Source organism: Streptomyces sp. Je 1-332, from assembly GCF_040730185.1.
GTDB lineage: Bacteria > Actinomycetota > Actinomycetes > Streptomycetales > Streptomycetaceae > Streptomyces.
Map to the genome: position 1 here is coordinate 3817314 of NZ_CP160402.1, position 14877 is coordinate 3832190.

The 14877-nt window shown below is 69.0% G+C and carries 15 protein-coding genes; 12 read left to right on the forward strand and 3 right to left on the reverse strand.

Translation table 11 applies throughout. The annotated features are described in order from the left end of the window. Nucleotides 1–207 precede the first annotated feature (207 nt). The 11 genes from mshD to pstB all read left to right on the forward strand — a co-directional run bounded on the left by mshD (nucleotide 208) and on the right by pstB (nucleotide 11978). Complete coding sequence (gene mshD, locus ABXJ52_RS17180) at nucleotides 208–1128, forward strand: mycothiol synthase (RefSeq protein WP_367043453.1); 921 nt, start codon at nucleotides 208–210, stop codon at nucleotides 1126–1128. Nucleotides 1129–1219: 91 nt separating this feature from the next. Beyond that, a complete protein-coding gene (locus ABXJ52_RS17185) occupies nucleotides 1220–1630 on the forward strand; it encodes a GntR family transcriptional regulator (protein WP_367043454.1) in 411 nt (136 codons plus the stop codon). Then, the gene (locus ABXJ52_RS17190) at nucleotides 1627–2526 is read left to right on the forward strand and encodes an ABC transporter ATP-binding protein (protein WP_367043456.1); all 900 of its coding nucleotides are present in this window, start codon (nucleotides 1627–1629) and stop codon (nucleotides 2524–2526) included. The genes ABXJ52_RS17185 and ABXJ52_RS17190 overlap by 4 nt, the downstream gene beginning before the upstream one ends. Further along, the gene (locus ABXJ52_RS17195; protein ID WP_367043458.1) at nucleotides 2523–3548 is read left to right on the forward strand and encodes a hypothetical protein; all 1026 of its coding nucleotides are present in this window, start codon (nucleotides 2523–2525) and stop codon (nucleotides 3546–3548) included. Before ABXJ52_RS17190 ends, ABXJ52_RS17195 begins: the two co-directional genes overlap by 4 nt. 212 nt (nucleotides 3549–3760) lie before the next feature. Continuing rightward, a complete protein-coding gene (locus ABXJ52_RS17200; protein WP_367043460.1) occupies nucleotides 3761–6007 on the forward strand; it encodes an RNA degradosome polyphosphate kinase in 2247 nt (748 codons plus the stop codon). Further along, the gene (locus ABXJ52_RS17205) at nucleotides 5988–7097 is read left to right on the forward strand and encodes a CHAD domain-containing protein (protein WP_367043461.1); all 1110 of its coding nucleotides are present in this window, start codon (nucleotides 5988–5990) and stop codon (nucleotides 7095–7097) included. The genes ABXJ52_RS17200 and ABXJ52_RS17205 overlap by 20 nt, the downstream gene beginning before the upstream one ends. After that, nucleotides 7094–7516, forward strand: coding sequence for an NUDIX hydrolase (locus ABXJ52_RS17210; RefSeq protein WP_367043463.1), 423 nt, complete (start codon nucleotides 7094–7096; stop codon nucleotides 7514–7516). Before ABXJ52_RS17205 ends, ABXJ52_RS17210 begins: the two co-directional genes overlap by 4 nt. A gap of 203 nt (nucleotides 7517–7719) precedes the next feature. Further along, nucleotides 7720–8850 (forward strand): phosphate ABC transporter substrate-binding protein PstS, encoded by a 1131-nt coding sequence (pstS, locus tag ABXJ52_RS17215; protein WP_367043464.1) that lies wholly within the window; start codon nucleotides 7720–7722, stop codon nucleotides 8848–8850. A 232-nt stretch (nucleotides 8851–9082) separates the two neighbouring features. Next, the gene (gene pstC / locus ABXJ52_RS17220) at nucleotides 9083–10105 is read left to right on the forward strand and encodes a phosphate ABC transporter permease subunit PstC (RefSeq protein WP_367043465.1); all 1023 of its coding nucleotides are present in this window, start codon (nucleotides 9083–9085) and stop codon (nucleotides 10103–10105) included. Beyond that, entirely contained in the window at nucleotides 10102–11151 is a 1050-nt protein-coding gene (gene pstA / locus ABXJ52_RS17225) for a phosphate ABC transporter permease PstA (RefSeq protein ID WP_367043467.1), read from the forward strand. The genes pstC and pstA overlap by 4 nt, the downstream gene beginning before the upstream one ends. 50 nt (nucleotides 11152–11201) lie before the next feature. After that, on the forward strand, nucleotides 11202–11978 hold the full coding sequence (pstB, locus tag ABXJ52_RS17230; RefSeq protein WP_367043469.1) for a phosphate ABC transporter ATP-binding protein PstB: 777 nt from the start codon (nucleotides 11202–11204) through the stop codon (nucleotides 11976–11978). Nucleotides 11979–12169: 191 nt separating this feature from the next. Here the strand turns inward: pstB and ABXJ52_RS17235 are convergent, their stop codons facing one another. Further along, a complete protein-coding gene (locus ABXJ52_RS17235; protein WP_367043471.1) occupies nucleotides 12170–13168 on the reverse strand; it encodes an inorganic phosphate transporter in 999 nt (332 codons plus the stop codon). A gap of 9 nt (nucleotides 13169–13177) precedes the next feature. After that, complete coding sequence (locus ABXJ52_RS17240; RefSeq protein WP_367043472.1) at nucleotides 13178–13798, reverse strand: DUF47 family protein; 621 nt, start codon at nucleotides 13796–13798, stop codon at nucleotides 13178–13180. A 222-nt stretch (nucleotides 13799–14020) separates the two neighbouring features. Here ABXJ52_RS17240 and ABXJ52_RS17245 point away from each other — a divergent pair, with 222 nt between their 5' ends. Next, nucleotides 14021–14377, forward strand: a complete 357-nt coding sequence (locus ABXJ52_RS17245; protein WP_160505880.1) for a metal-sensitive transcriptional regulator — start codon at nucleotides 14021–14023, stop codon at nucleotides 14375–14377. 292 nt (nucleotides 14378–14669) lie between these two features. On the opposite strand, the gene ABXJ52_RS17250 is transcribed toward ABXJ52_RS17245, so the two are convergent. Then, the gene (locus ABXJ52_RS17250; protein WP_367043474.1) at nucleotides 14670–14855 is read right to left on the reverse strand and encodes a hypothetical protein; all 186 of its coding nucleotides are present in this window, start codon (nucleotides 14853–14855) and stop codon (nucleotides 14670–14672) included. Nucleotides 14856–14877 lie beyond the last annotated feature (22 nt).

Below are 14877 nucleotides of genomic sequence, written 5' to 3' on the forward strand. Positions count from 1 at the left end.
GACAGGGGGTTACGGGTTACGAGGTGGTTGCCGCCGGGGGCTCCGAGGGGGGCGTTGCGGACACTTGGGGCAAGCGTGACGGCGTACGGGGGCGAAGTCGGCCGGGGTGCGGTGACACGGGCGCGCGCGCCGTCGTGCACTCCCCCGCGGACGCCGAGTACGTCCGTGATCTGCTCCTCGACCGGCCGCCGCCGTACCCTCGACTCCATGACTGACGAGCAGCAGCCTCCCGCCCTGCGGCAGATCGACACCGTCGCCGCCCTCACATCCGACCAGGCCGACGCCGTGCTCGGACTCCTCGCGGAAGCTGCCCGCTCGGACGGCCAGCAGGCCGTGTCCGAGCAGGGGCGGCTGCAACTGCGGGGCGGAGCGCGGGAGGGAGTGCGGCATCTGCTGCTCGGCCTGGGCGAAGAGCTCGTCGGGTACGCGCAGCTGGAGGACACCGACCCCATCGAGGCGCCGGCCGCCGAGCTCGTCGTGCACCCCGCGCACCGCGGACGCGGACACGGCAGGGCGCTCGGCACCGCGCTGCTCGCCGAGTCCGGCCGGCGGCTGCGGATCTGGGCGCACGGCGGACACTCGGCCGCGCGCCACCTGGCCCAGGTGCTCGGGCTCACCCTCTTCCGTGAACTGCGGCAGATGCGCAGGTCGTTGGGTGACCTGAAGCTGCCCGAGCCGGTCCTCCCGGAGGGCGTCACCGTACGTGCCTTCGTCCCCGGCCAGGACGACGCGGCCTGGCTCGCGGTGAACGCCGACGCCTTCGCCCACCACCCCGAGCAGGGCTCCCTCACCCAGCGCGACCTGGACGACCGCAAGGCCGAGCCGTGGTTCGACCCGGAGGGCTTCTTCCTCGCGGAGAAGGACGGCGAGCTCGTCGGCTTCCACTGGACCAAGGTGCACGCGGACGAGGGCCTCGGCGAGGTGTACGTCCTCGGGGTGCGGTCGGGCGCGCAGGGCGGCGGCCTCGGCAAGGCGCTGACGACGATCGGCCTCAACCACCTGGCGGCGGCGGGCCTGCCGACCGCGATGCTGTACGTGGACGCGGACAACAAGGCGGCCGTGAGCGTCTACGAGCGGCTCGGGTTCACCACGCACGAGACGGACCTGATGTACCGCACGGAGTCCTGAGCCAGCTTCCCGAGGGGCGGCGTCACTTGACGCCGCCCCTTTCTTGCACCACCCTTTCACTACTCAATTAGTGAAAGGGTGGTGCAAGGGCATGGTCGAGTTCCGTATCGACCGGCGCAGCGGCGTCGCCACCTATCTCCAGATCGTCCAGCAGACCCAGCAGGCCCTGCGCCTGGGCCTGCTGGAGCCGGGCGACAAGCTGCCCACGGCCCGCGAGGTCGTCGAGGCGACGGCCATCAACCCGAACACGGTCCTGAAGGCCTACCGCGAGCTGGAACGCGAGGGCCTGGTCGAGGCCCGCCGCGGGCTCGGCACCTTCGTGCGGAAGTCACTGGGCTCCACGCCCACCGACTCCCCGCTGCGCGGCGAACTGAGCCGGTGGGCCGCCCGCGCCCGTGCGTCCGGTCTGGAGAGGGACGACGTCGCGGCGCTGTTCAGCGCCGTACTCGAAGAGCACTTCACCGAGGCAGAGCAGCACGTAACCAAGGGGGACCCCGCATGACCGACACCGCCATCGAGGCGGCCTCGCTCGCCAAGAGATACGGGCGGCGGGGCCATGCCCTGCTCGACTGCTCCTTCCGGCTGCCCGCCGGAAGGATCTGTGCGGTCGTCGGGCCCAACGGCGCGGGCAAGTCGACGCTGCTGGCCCTGGCCGCCGGGCTGATGAGGCCGACCGGGGGCACGCTCAGCGTGCTCGGCACCGACCCGGCCGCCGCGCGGGCACGCCTCGCGTACGTGGCCCAGGACAAGCCGCTCTATCCGCAGCTCAGCATCGCCGACACGCTGCGTCTTGGCGCCGAGCTGAACCCGGGGCGCTGGGACGCGGCGCTCGCCGAACGTGCCGTCGGGGAAGGGGGGTTGGACCCGAAGGCACGCGTGCGGACGCTCTCCGGTGGTCAGCGCACCCGCGTCGCGCTCGCCCTCGCGCTCGGCAAGCGGGCCGAACTCCTGCTCCTGGACGAGCCGATGGCCGACCTCGACCCGCTCGCCCGGCATCAGCTGATGGGCACGCTGATGGCGGAGGCCGCCGAGCACGGCACCACCGTGGTGATGTCCTCGCACATCGTCGGCGAACTGGCCGACGCCTGCGACTACTTGCTGCTCGTCTCCGGCGGCCGGGTGCGGCTCGGCGGCGGCATCGACGACCTCGTCGGCGCGCACGCCCTGGTCACCGGGCGCCGGCCCGCCGAGGACCTCGCCCCGCACATCGTCGTCGAATCCCGCGCGACCGGACGCGGCCTGACCGCACTGATCCGCCCGGAGGGCCCGGTCGACGACGGCTGGGACATCGAGGAACCTTCCCTGGAGGAACTGTTGCTGGCCCATCTGCGCTCCCCCGAGGCGCCCGCACTCCTGACGCCGGGCACGACCGCGACCGAACCGGCGGTGACCGCGTGACCGCGTCGACGACGGCGCCCGCAGCCCGGGCACAGAGCCGCAGCACCACCCTCACTCTGCCCGGCCCGTACCGCGCCGCACTGCGCCAGCACCGCACCGCCCTGTGGATCACGCTCGGTCTGCTGGTGCTCGCCATCGCGTTCCTGGTCACCAACCAGCTGGTGATCTCCCACGAGGCGGATGCCTTCAGGGCGACCGGTTGCACCATCGGAATGGACATCAGCCCCGACTGCTACACCACGGTCCGCGAGTACGTCGACTCGGACTTCTCGTTCCGCCGGTCCATCGACTACTCGGGCATGGCCATCCTCGCCCTGCCCTGCCTGATCGGCCTGTTCGTCGCCGGCCCGATGATCGGGCGGGACATGGAGACCGGCACATACAAGCTGGCCTGGACGCAGTCCATCTCCCCGGTGCGCTGGCTCACCGTCCGGTTCACCCTGTGCGCCATCGTGGTGGTCGGCTTCGGCACGCTGCTCGCCGCAGGACAGCGCCTGGCGTGGAGCTCGGTGCCGGATCTGAACGGTCCGCGGACTTCCTGGTTCGAGCGCGCGATCTACGGATCCGTGGGCCCGGTAGCTGTCGCGTACGCCCTCCTCGGCCTCGCCGTGGGCACGCTCGCGGCGGTGGTGCTGCGGCGCACGCTGCCCGCGATGGCCGCCGCACTGGCCGTCACCGCGGGCGCGGTCATCGCGATGCCGCTGCTCCGGGGCCGCCTGTGGGCGACGGAGACGGTCACCTCGTCGGGCAAGTACGCGCAGGGCCCTCCCGGCAACGGCTTCGGCGTGGAGCAGGGCATGCTCACCGCCGACGGCCGACGGCTGCCGGAGTCCGTGTGCTCGAACCATGCAGGCCAATTCAGTCAGTGCCTCGACAAGAACCAAGTCACAGGCTGGTACAACGACTTCCACCCCTCGTCCCACTTCTGGCCTCTCCAGCTCGTGGAGACCGGCATCATCCTCGCCCTCACCGCAGCGGCAACGTACGCCGCCTTCCGCGTCCTGCGCCGCCGCGCAGCCTGAGTCGCGCATCGCCCCCGGACGTGTAGACGTCCGGGGGCCTCCCGCACATGTCCCGCACGTCATGTCGCCGTAACCAGTGATTCAGACTGGCTTGCGACCCTCGCTCAATGCAGCCCGCCGTGCCCGACCCTCCCCCCATGAACGGGAAGCTCGTCCTCACCCCGGCACTCTCCGACGCGCCTATCGTGCCTCCCGCGCGGAAGAATGGGTCCATGAGCCAGCCCAGCACCCAAGGTCAGGTCCAGCACGCCCAGCCTTCCGTAGGCTCCATCGCCGCGCACCGGCCGCACACGCTGTCGGCAGCGGTCTCCGACCTCGACCCCGACATCGACGCGGATCTCGACGCCTACGACGAGGACGGCCAGGTAGGACACGACGGCCAGGAGCTTCCGCAGGGCCGGTTCCTGGACCGGGAGCGCAGCTGGCTCGCCTTCAACGAGCGCGTCCTGGAGCTCGCCGAGGACCCGAACACCCCGCTCCTCGAACGGGCCAACTTCCTGGCGATCTTCGCCTCGAACCTGGACGAGTTCTTCATGGTCCGGGTGGCAGGCCTGAAGCGGCGCATCGCGACCGGCGTCGCCACCCGTTCGGCCTCGGGCCTGCAGCCCCGCGAGGTCCTGGAACTGATCTGGAACCGCTCCCGTGAGCTCATGGCCCGGCACGCCGCCTGCTACCAGGAGGACGTCGCCCCCGGCCTCGCCGACGAGGGCATCCACCTGGTCCGCTGGAACGAGCTGACCGAGAAGGAGCAGTCCCGCCTCTTCACGCTCTTCCGGCAGCAGATCTTCCCCGTCCTGACCCCGCTGGCCGTGGACCCCGCGCACCCCTTCCCGTACATCTCGGGGCTCTCGCTCAACCTCGCCGTGGTCGTACGCAACCCGGTCTCCGGCCACACCCACTTCGCGCGCGTGAAGGTTCCGCCGCTGCTGTCCCGCTTCCTTGAGGCCTCCCCCCAGCGGTACGTCCCCATCGAGGACGTCATCGCCGCTCCCGCGCACCTCGCGGAGCTCTTTCCGGGCATGGAGATCCAGGAGCACCACATGTTCCGGCTCACCCGGAACGAGGACCTGGAGGTGGAGGAGGACGACGCCGAGAACCTCCTCCAGGCCCTGGAGAAGGAGCTCATGCGGCGCCGCTTCGGGCCGCCGGTGCGCCTGGAGGTCGAGGAGTCCATCGACAGGAACGTCCTCGACCTGCTCGTACGCGAGCTGAAGATCAGCGAGGCCGAGGTCTATCCGCTGCCGGGTCCGCTCGACCTGACCGGGCTCTTCGGCATCTCGTCCCTGGACCGGCCCGAGCTGAAGTACCCGAAGTTCATCGCGGGCACGCACCGCGACCTCGCCGAGGTGGAGTCCGCGTCCGCACCGGACATCTTCGCCGCACTTCGCGAACGTGACGTACTGCTCCACCACCCGTACGACTCGTTCTCCACGTCCGTACAGGCCTTCCTGGAGCAGGCGGCAGCCGACCCGGACGTCCTCGCGATCAAGCAGACGCTGTACCGCACCTCCGGCGACTCCCCGATAGTCGACGCTCTGATCGACGCCGCCGAGTCGGGCAAGCAGGTGCTCGTCCTGGTCGAGATCAAGGCACGCTTCGACGAGCAGGCGAACATCAAGTGGGCGCGGAAGCTGGAAGAGGCGGGCTGCCACGTCGTCTACGGCCTGGTCGGCCTGAAGACGCACTGCAAGCTGTCGCTCGTCGTCCGCCAGGAGGGCGAGACACTGGTCCGCTACTCCCACGTCGGCACCGGCAACTACCACCCCAAGACCGCCCGGCTCTACGAGGACCTGGGGCTGCTCACCGCCAAGCAGGAGGTGGGCGCCGACCTGTCCGACCTCTTCAACAGGCTCTCGGGGTACTCGCGCCGCGAGACCTACCGCCGTCTCCTCGTCGCCCCCAAGTCCCTGCGTGACGGCCTCATTTCACGCATCGACAAGGAAATACAGCACCACCGCGCGGGCCGCCCCGCCTACGTACGCATCAAGGTCAACTCGATGGTCGACGAGGCGGTCGTGGACTCGCTCTACCGCGCGTCGCAGGCAGGCGTGCCGGTGGACGTGTGGGTGCGCGGGATCTGTGCCGTGCGGCCCGGTGTCGCCGGGCTCTCGGAGACGATCCGGGTCCGTTCCGTGCTCGGCCGCTTCCTGGAGCACTCCCGCGTCTTCGCCTTCGGCAACGCGGGCGAGCCCGAGGTGTGGATAGGCAGCGCCGACATGATGCACCGCAATCTCGACCGCCGCATCGAGGCGCTGGTCAGGGTCACCGACCCGGCACACCGGGCGACGCTGAACCGGCTCCTGGAGACCGGCATGTCTGACACCACCGCCTCCTGGCACCTGGGCGCTGACGGCAACTGGACCCGGCACGCGCTGGATCCGGAGGGCCAGCCCCTGCGGAACGTACAGGAGATGCTCATAGACGCCCGGAGGCGCCGGCGTGGCACAGCTAAACCATGAGACGACGACAGGCGATGTCCTGTCGGCCTATCTGCAGGGCCAGGCCACGGAGTTCCTGCGCTCACTGCGGCTGCACCGCGAGTCGTCGACGGACGCGCAGGGCGCCGAGGAGTCCCTGGAGGCGGCCCGCGCCCTGCGCCGCGCCGCCCGCCGCATCGGCGGCACCCTGCACACCTTCCGCCCGCTCCTGGACCAGGAGTGGGCTGCGGGGATGCGTCCCGAACTGGCATGGCTCTCCGGCACGTTGGCCCGCGAACACGCGTACGCGACCCGCTTGGAACGCTTGCTGGACGCACTGCACCGGCTCTCGGGTACGCCGGGGGTTCCGGCTCCGGTGCGTCATGATGTCCCCGCTGTGGGCAGGCGTTCCGCACGGCGATGGGGGTCCCCCCGCTCGAGCGGAGCCGAGAGTGGGGGAGGGTGGGCACAGCCCACACCGCCGGGTGCGGACGAACAGAGCGGGACTCCAAGGGGCCTCACGGTAGGCGCAGCCAAGGCCGCTGCACTGCTGGAGCGGCAACTCACCCTGGCGCGGACAAGGGCCCACTCCACAGCCCTCCAAGCCTTCGGCTCCTCCCGCTTCCACGCGGTGGCGGACAACGTCGCCGTACTGGCGAGCGAGGTCCCGCTGACCCAGGCGACGGAGGACCTGAAGCCGCTGGCAGCCAAAGCCGAGGAGAACCTCGCGGAAGCGGTCGCCGCCCTCCCCCTCGGCCAGGCAGGCCACCCGTACAACGCGGAGGCCCTGACGCACGGCCTCGCGGCGGCCGAGGCCCCCGAGGCCCAGGACGCCCCCTGGCTGAAGACCCGCGCCCTCCTGCGCCTGCACAGGTACGCCCAGGAAGTCCTCACCGCGGGCCCCGGCGGGGACCTGCGCCTCGCGGAGGCCGGCCACGCCCTGGACCGCCACCGCGAGGCCGCGGACGCCGCGTCGGCCGCGGCTTCGGCCGCCCGTACCCCCCGCATCGCCCCGGCGACGGCGTACGCACTGGGCGTTCTGCACGCCGACCAGCGCCACGAGGTGGAGGCGGCCCGCTTCGCCTTCCACCAGGCCTGGCTCCGCGAGACGGAGGCGGTGAGCACCTCGTGACACCCGACGGGGACGAGGTCGTCCGGGCCGCGGGCTGCGTCCTGTGGCGCCACTCCCCGCATGACGGCCGCCTGGAGATCTGCCTGGTCCACCGCCCGAAGTACGACGACTGGTCGCACCCCAAGGGCAAGCTGAAGCGGTCCGAGTCGCCCCTCGCGGGCGCCCTGCGGGAGGTCGAGGAGGAGACCGGCCACCGCTGCACCCCCGGCGCCCGGCTCCCCACGGTCCGCTACCTCGCCCAGGGGCGCCCCAAGGAGGTCAGCTACTGGGCGGCGGAGGTGGCCGGCGGCCACTTCACGCCCAACAACGAGGTCGACCGCATCCTCTGGCTCTCGCCGACGGCGGCCCGCAACCGCCTCACACAACCCCGCGACCAGCAGCTTGTCGACGCTCTGCTCGGGGTACTCAACCCTGCGTGACTGATCCGCTACTTTCTGTAGCCCGCCGCCTAACCAGGCCGCCCTCCGAGGTTCACCCCCCGTTCACTCATGCCCTTCGGCCACTTCACCTGCCCTGCCTAATTTCGGCCTTACAAGACGACGTAAGACCCGTAGGACCGCAGGACGAAGACCTCGCACGCCGCCAGCAAAGGGCCGGCGGCTCCCGGAAGGAAAACCCGAAAGTGAAGCTTCAGCGCAAGAACCGGCTCCGCGCCCTCTCCCTCGGCGCCATCGCCGTCTCCGGCGCCCTGGCCCTCACGGCGTGCGGCTCCGACGACACGAGCGGCGGCAGCGGTGGCAGCGGCAAGGAGACCAACGCCAACGCCAACATCAAGTGCGACGACGCCAAGGGTCAGCTCGCGGCCTCCGGTTCGTCCGCGCAGAAGAACGCGATCGACGCCTGGCGCAAGGTCTACTCGACCGCCTGCAAGGACGTTCAGCTGAACTACAACCCGACGGGCTCCGGCGCCGGTATCACGGCGTTCATGCAGGGCCAGACCGCCTTCGCGGGCTCCGACTCGGCGCTGAAGCCCGAGGAGATCGCGGCGTCGAAGAAGGTCTGCAAGAACAGCCAGGCCATCGACCTGCCGATGGTCGGCGGCCCGATCGCCGTCGGCTACAACGTGCCCGGTGTGGACAACCTCGTCCTGGACGCCGAGACCCTCGCCAAGATCTTCGACGACAAGATCAAGACGTGGGACGACAAGGCGATCAAGAAGCTGAACCCCGACGCCAAGCTCCCCGGCACCAAGATCCAGGCCTTCCACCGCTCGGACGAGTCCGGCACCACGGACAACTTCACCAAGTACCTCAAGGGCGCGGCCCCCTCCGCCTGGTCGCACGAGCCCGGCAAGTCCTGGGAGGCCAAGGGTGGCCAGTCCGCCAACGGCTCCTCCGGTGTCGCGGGCCAGGTCAAGCAGACCCCCGGCGCCATCTCCTACTTCGAGCTCTCCTACGCCTCGGACGGCATCAAGACGGTCGACCTGCAGACCGACGCCAAGGAGCCGGTGAAGGCCACCGTCGACAACGCCTCCAAGGCCATCTCCGAGGCCAAGGTCGTCGGCAAGGGCAACGACCTCGCCCTGGAGCTCAACTACAAGCCCACCGCCGAGGGCGCCTACCCGATCACCCTGGTGACGTACGAGGTCCTCTGCGAGAAGGGCAACAAGGCCGAGACCCTGGCCGCGACCAAGTCCTTCCTGACCTACATCGCGAGCGAGGACGGCCAGAACGTCCTCAAGGAGAACGACTACGCGCCGATCCCGGCCGAGATCATCGCCAAGGTCCGCACGGCCGTCGCGGGCCTGAGCTAAGCAGCCCTGCGGAAAGGCCGCGCGGTTCGGCAGCGCCCCGAAGGGGCGCGGGGAACTGCGCGACCAGCCACGACGCACCCGCAGATACGCACCGCAATTCCCGCGGAGCGCTTAGCTGAACCGAGTGCGGCCGGCCCGGCGATCCAGGGCCGGCCGCACCGTCCGGTGCACCGCCGCCAGGAGCAACGGCCGCTGAAGAAGCGGTTACCGGCTCCGCAGACCGGAGAATCTTATGGATATACCAAGCAGTACGACCGCACCTCCACCCCTCAACGACGTGCAGCCCTCGGGCATCACCCCGAAGCGTCCCCGCCGCAGCGCGACCCGCCCCGGCGACCGGATCTTCCTCGGCCTCTCGCGCGGCTCCGGCATCACGCTGCTCGTGATCATGGCCGCCATCGCGGCCTTCCTGACCTACCGTGCGGCCCTCGCGCTCTCGGACAACACGGGCAACTTCCTCACCACCTTCGAGTGGGACCCGGCCGGTACGACCACCGCGGGCAAGCCGTTCTTCGGCATCGCGGTCCTGGTCTTCGGCACCGTGGTGAGCTCGGTGATCGCCCTGGCGATCGCCGTCCCCGTGGCCATCGGCATCGCGCTGTTCATCTCGCACTACGCGCCGCGCAGGCTGGCCACCCCGATCGCCTTCGTGATCGACCTCCTGGCCGCCGTGCCGTCGATCGTCTACGGCCTCTGGGGCGCCCTCGTGGTCGCGCCCAACCTCACCGGCCTCTACAGCTGGCTCGACGACTACTTCGGCTGGACCGGCATCTTCGAGTACCAGGGCGGCGCCCCGCGCTCCCTGATGACGGTCGGCATCCTGCTCGCCATCATGATCCTGCCGATCATCACGAACGTCAGCCGTGAGGTCTTCCTGCAGGTCCCGAAGATGCACGAGGAGGCCGCGCTCGCGCTCGGCGCCACGCGCTGGGAGACCATCCGCATGTCGGTGCTCCCCTTCGCCCGCTCGGGCGTGATCTCCGCCTCGATGCTGGGCCTGGGCCGTGCGCTCGGCGAGACGATCGCCGTCGCCACCGTGCTCTCCCCGACCTTCCTCATCAGCGCGTCCGTGCTCGACCCCGGCGGCGGCACCTTCGCGCAGAACATCGCCAGCAAGTTCAACGAGGCGACCGAGTACGGCCGTGACGCGCTCATCGCCTCCGGCCTGGTCCTGTTCATCATCACGCTGCTGGTCAACGGCGCGGCCCGCCTGATCATCGCGCGCCGCAAGGAGTACTCGGGGGCCAACGCATGAGCGCCACCATCGTCAAGCCCACGAGCCTGCAGGGAGCCCGCCTCCCGCGCTGGACGCCGGTCGTCGTCGCACTCGGTTCCGCCGCCGTCGCCGTCGGCATCGGCATGGGGGCCGGCCTCGACAGCCGTATCCAGTGGGGCCTGATCGCGGCCGTCCTCTTCCTCGTCGCCTCGTACGTCCTCGCGGTCACCGTCGAGGGCGGACGCCAGGCCAAGGACCGCCTCGCCACCTCGCTGGTGTGGGTCATGTTCCTGCTGGCCGTCGTGCCGCTCGCCTCGCTGATCTACGAGACCGTCGAGCGCGGCGCGAAGGTCTTCAACGGCTACTTCCTGACCCACTCCATGGGCGTGGTGGCCGACGACGAGCCCGGCGGCGGCATCTACCACGCGATCATCGGCACCCTGGAGCAGGTGCTCCTGGCCTCCCTGATCGCCGTGCCGATCGGCCTGCTCACCGCGATCTACCTCGTCGAGTACGGGCGCGGGAAGCTCTCCAAGGTCGTCACGTTCTTCGTGGACGTCATGACCGGCATCCCGTCGATCGTCGCGGGTCTGTTCGTCCTCAGCTTCTGGATCCTGATCCTGGGCTTCGACTTCTCCGGCTGGGCCGGCGCCATGGCTCTCGCCATCCTGATGATGCCGGTGATCGTGCGCTCCACCGAGGAGATGCTCAAGCTCGTCCCGAACGAGCTGCGGGAGGCGTCACTCGCCCTCGGCATCCCGAAGTGGCGCACCATCCTCAAGGTGGTCCTGCCCACCGCGATCGGCGGCATCACCACCGGCGTCATGCTGGCGGTAGCCCGTATCGCGGGCGAGACCGCGCCGGTGCTGCTCCTGGTCTGGGTGAACCCCATGATCAACATGAACCCGTTCGAAGGCTCGCAGGCCTCCCTGCCGCTGTACATCTACCAGCAGTACGGGGCCGGCAACCAGGCCGGTTACGACCGCGCCTGGGCAGCGGCGCTCGCCCTCATCGGCTTCATCATGATCCTCAACCTGGCGGCCCGCGGCGTAGCCCGCTGGAAGGCCCCCAAGACGGGCCGCTGACGCGGCCACCTCAGCGACCTCTCTGTAACCCCCTTAAGGCAGTGATCCCCATGGCCAAGCGAATCGACGTATCGGGCCTGACCGCTTACTACAGCTCCCACAAGGCCATCGAGGACATCTCGATGACCGTGGAGCCCCGCTCCGTGACGGCCTTCATCGGCCCCTCCGGCTGCGGCAAGTCCACCTTCCTGCGCACCCTCAACCGCATGCACGAGGTCACCACCGGTGGCCGCGTCGAGGGCAAGGTGCTCCTGGACGACGAGGACCTCTACGGTCCCGGTGTCGACCCGGTCGCCGTGCGCCGCACCATCGGCATGGTGTTCCAGCGCCCCAACCCGTTCCCGACGATGTCGATCTTCGACAACGTGGCGGCGGGCCTGCGGCTCAACGGCTCGTACAAGAAGAGCGAGCTGAACGCCATCGTCGAGAAGTCCCTCAAGGGCGCCAACCTCTGGAACGAGGTCAAGGACCGTCTGAACAAGCCCGGCTCCGGCCTCTCCGGCGGCCAGCAGCAGCGTCTGTGCATCGCGCGGGCCATCGCGGTGGAGCCCCAGGTGCTTCTGATGGACGAGCCCTGCTCGGCCCTGGACCCGATCTCCACCCTCGCGATCGAGGACCTGATCGGGGAGCTGAAGGAGCGCTTCACGATCGTCATCGTGACGCACAACATGCAGCAGGCGGCGCGCGTCTCGGACCGCACGGCCTTCTTCAACCTCGCGGCGGTCGGCCAGCCCGGCAAGCTCGTCGAGATCGACGAGACGGAGCGGATCTTCTCCAACCCGTCCGTGCAGGCGACCGAGGACTACATCTCGGGCCGCTTCGGATAAACCCTGGTTGCGTACAGACTCCCCGCGGTGCTGCATGGCGGTGCCACCGCAGGGGCAACAAGAAAGGCCCGCCCCCTGGCTCCCGGGGGGCGGGCCTTTCCTTTGTCTCTTCGCTTTGTCTCTTCGCTTTGTCTCTTCGCTTTGTCTCTTCGCCTTGTCTCTTCGCCTTGTCTCTTCGCTTTCCCGTGCTGCTACAGGAAAGCCAGGTTCACGATCCAGAAACTGGCGGCGGCCACAATGGCGGCCGCGGGCATCGTGATGAACCAGCCCAGAATGATGTTCTTGGCGACGCCCCAGCGCACGGCGTTCACGCGCTTCGTGGCACCCACACCCATGATCGCGGAAGTGATCACGTGCGTGGTGGAGATCGGCGCGTGGAACATGAACGCGGTGGTGAACATGATGCCCGCGCCGGTGGTCTCGGCGGCGAATCCCTGCGGCGGGTCCAGCTCGATGATCTTGCGGCCGAGCGTACGCATGATGCGCCAGCCACCGGCATACGTACCGAGCGACAGCATCAGCGCACAGGCGATCTTGACCCAGATCGGAATGGGCGCGTCGGCGTCCTGCACATCGGAGATGACCAGGGCCATCACCACGATGCCCATGGTCTTCTGGGCGTCCTGCAGACCGTGCCCGAGCGCCATTCCGGCCGCGGACACCGTCTGCGCGATACGGAATCCGCGCTTGGCCTTGTGCGGGTTGGACTTCCGGAACATCCACATGATCGCGCACATCACCAGATAGCCGGCGACAAGGCCGACGAGGGGCGAGATGAACATCGGAATGACGACCTTGTCGAGCACTCCGGACCAGATCACCCCGATTCCACCGGCGAGCGCGGCTCCGACCATTCCACCGAAAAGCGCGTGGGATGAGGACGAAGGAAGCCCGAAGTACCAGGTGATGAGGTTCCACACGATGGCGCCCACCAGGGCGGCAAAGAGGATCCACATTCCCTTGTCGCCCTCGGGCGTCTCGATCAGGCCCTTACTGACCGTCTTGGCCACACCGCTGCCCATGAAGGCACCGGCGAGGTTCATGACGGCGGCCATCGCGAGTGCCGCGCGGGGCGTCAGCGCACGGGTGGAGACGGAAGTGGCGATGGCGTTCGCGGAGTCGTGAAAGCCATTCGTATACGTAAATCCGAGCGCGACGCCAATGGTCACGATCAAAGCAAAGGTGTCCATGGAGAGGCCTCAGGACTCCTTGACCGCAATGGTCTCCACCGTGTTGGCGACGTGCTCGAACGCGTCGGCCGCCTCTTCAAGCACGTCGACGATCTGCTTGAGCTTCAGCACCTCCATGGCGTCGTACTTGCCGTTGAAGAGCTGAGCGAGAAGCTTGCGGTGAATCTGGTCGGCCTGGTTCTCCAGACGGTTGACCTCGATCCAGTACTCGGTGAGGTTCGCCATCGTCCGCAGATTGGGCATGGCCTCCGCCGTGAGTTCGGCGGCCCTCGCGAGCACCTCGATCTGCTGCTCGACACCCTTGGGGAGTTCCTCGACCTGGTAAAGGACGACCAGGTCGACGGCCTCCTCCATGAAGTCCATGATGTCGTCGAGGGACGAGGCCAGCTTGTAGATGTCCTCGCGGTCGAAAGGCGTGATGAAGGAGGAGTTCAGCTGGTGGAAGATCGCATGTGTCGCGTCATCTCCAGCGTGCTCCGCGGCCCGCATACGCTCTGCGATCTCGGCTCGGGCGGAGGCGTCAGCCCCGAGCAGTTCCATCAGGAGCTTCGAGCCCGTGACAATGTTGTCCGCGGATGCGGCGAACATGTCGTAGAAGCTCGTCTCCCTGGGGGTCAGACGAAAGCGCACGTGGGGTCCTCGGGGTGCTCTGGATTTGGTCAGGCTGATGCTAGGCGCATCATCCGGCCACGGCTAACCGGCCAGACCCCAGTGTCGCCCATCAGGCACAGTGATCAGCACACCCCCCGAGCAATCGAGTATCCTATACCCGCTAGGGGTATACGAAGCCAGTTGAGCCAGTGGCTTTCCTATGACTGCCCAGCAGAATGACTGTCCAAGCAGGAGGACGCGATGACGACCACCGAGCCGGCCGGTGTGGCCATGAACACCGAAGCGCCCTCCGAGCCCGGCGGCCACGACCAGGGTGTCCACGGCTACCACAAGCAGAAGGACGAGCACCTCAAGCGGCTGCGCCGCATCGAGGGCCAGATCCGCGGCCTCCAGCGCATGGTCGAGGAAGACGTCTACTGCATCGACATACTCACGCAGGTATCGGCCGGCACGAAGGCCCTGCAGTCCTTCGCCCTACAGCTCCTCGAGGAGCACCTGCGGCACTGCGTGGCGGACGCGGCGGTCAAGGGCGGCGACGAGATCGACGCGAAGGTCGAAGAGGCCACGAAGGCGATCGCCCGCATGATGCGAACGTAGGCTCCCGCCGGGGGCACCAGCCCCCGAGCCCACCGCTTCACGGCGGACGACCTCCGCCCTTTGACCGCCCCGCGGGGTGCGCGCGACGGATCGCCTCCACCCCCCAGCCCCCCGCAGGGTGCACGCGCCCGCCCCCCACCCCCACCGATAGCCCCGCGGGGTACTCGGGTGGGTGGGTGGGAGACATCCGTCGCGAAGCGGCGGGCTTGGTGTTTGCGGTTGGGCCGCGGCAGATGCGGGGGCGAGGCGGAGGCAGGGTCTGGGCCACGCACCGCTTCCGGGGACCCCGGGGTCAGTCGCGGTCCTCGGTTCGGCGCCGCTCCACGTCAGTGGAGACGTCCAGGACCTCGTCGATGCGGTCGGCACTCAACCGCTCCTCCGCGGCGGACGCCGCGATGATGAGTTCGCCGCAGAGCTCGATCTCGGCGAGGGCAACGTGGTCCTGAACAGTCGTACCGCGCACCAGAGCCACGTCCATCACCTCTTCCTGACCTTGCTTC

Coding starts and splice junctions, on each gene's coding strand:
- ABXJ52_RS17245 (WP_160505880.1), top strand. CDS start 14,021: ATGACGACCACCGAGCCGGCCGGTGTGGCCATGAACACCGAAGCGCCC.
- ABXJ52_RS17185 (WP_367043454.1), top strand. CDS start 1,220: ATGGTCGAGTTCCGTATCGACCGGCGCAGCGGCGTCGCCACCTATCTC.
- pstB (WP_367043469.1), top strand. CDS start 11,202: ATGGCCAAGCGAATCGACGTATCGGGCCTGACCGCTTACTACAGCTCC.
- ABXJ52_RS17250 (WP_367043474.1), bottom strand. CDS start 14,855: ATGGACGTGGCTCTGGTGCGCGGTACGACTGTTCAGGACCACGTTGCC.
- ABXJ52_RS17235 (WP_367043471.1), bottom strand. CDS start 13,168: ATGGACACCTTTGCTTTGATCGTGACCATTGGCGTCGCGCTCGGATTT.
- ABXJ52_RS17200 (WP_367043460.1), top strand. CDS start 3,761: ATGAGCCAGCCCAGCACCCAAGGTCAGGTCCAGCACGCCCAGCCTTCC.
- pstC (WP_367043465.1), top strand. CDS start 9,083: ATGGATATACCAAGCAGTACGACCGCACCTCCACCCCTCAACGACGTG.
- pstA (WP_367043467.1), top strand. CDS start 10,102: ATGAGCGCCACCATCGTCAAGCCCACGAGCCTGCAGGGAGCCCGCCTC.
- ABXJ52_RS17190 (WP_367043456.1), top strand. CDS start 1,627: ATGACCGACACCGCCATCGAGGCGGCCTCGCTCGCCAAGAGATACGGG.
- mshD (WP_367043453.1), top strand. CDS start 208: ATGACTGACGAGCAGCAGCCTCCCGCCCTGCGGCAGATCGACACCGTC.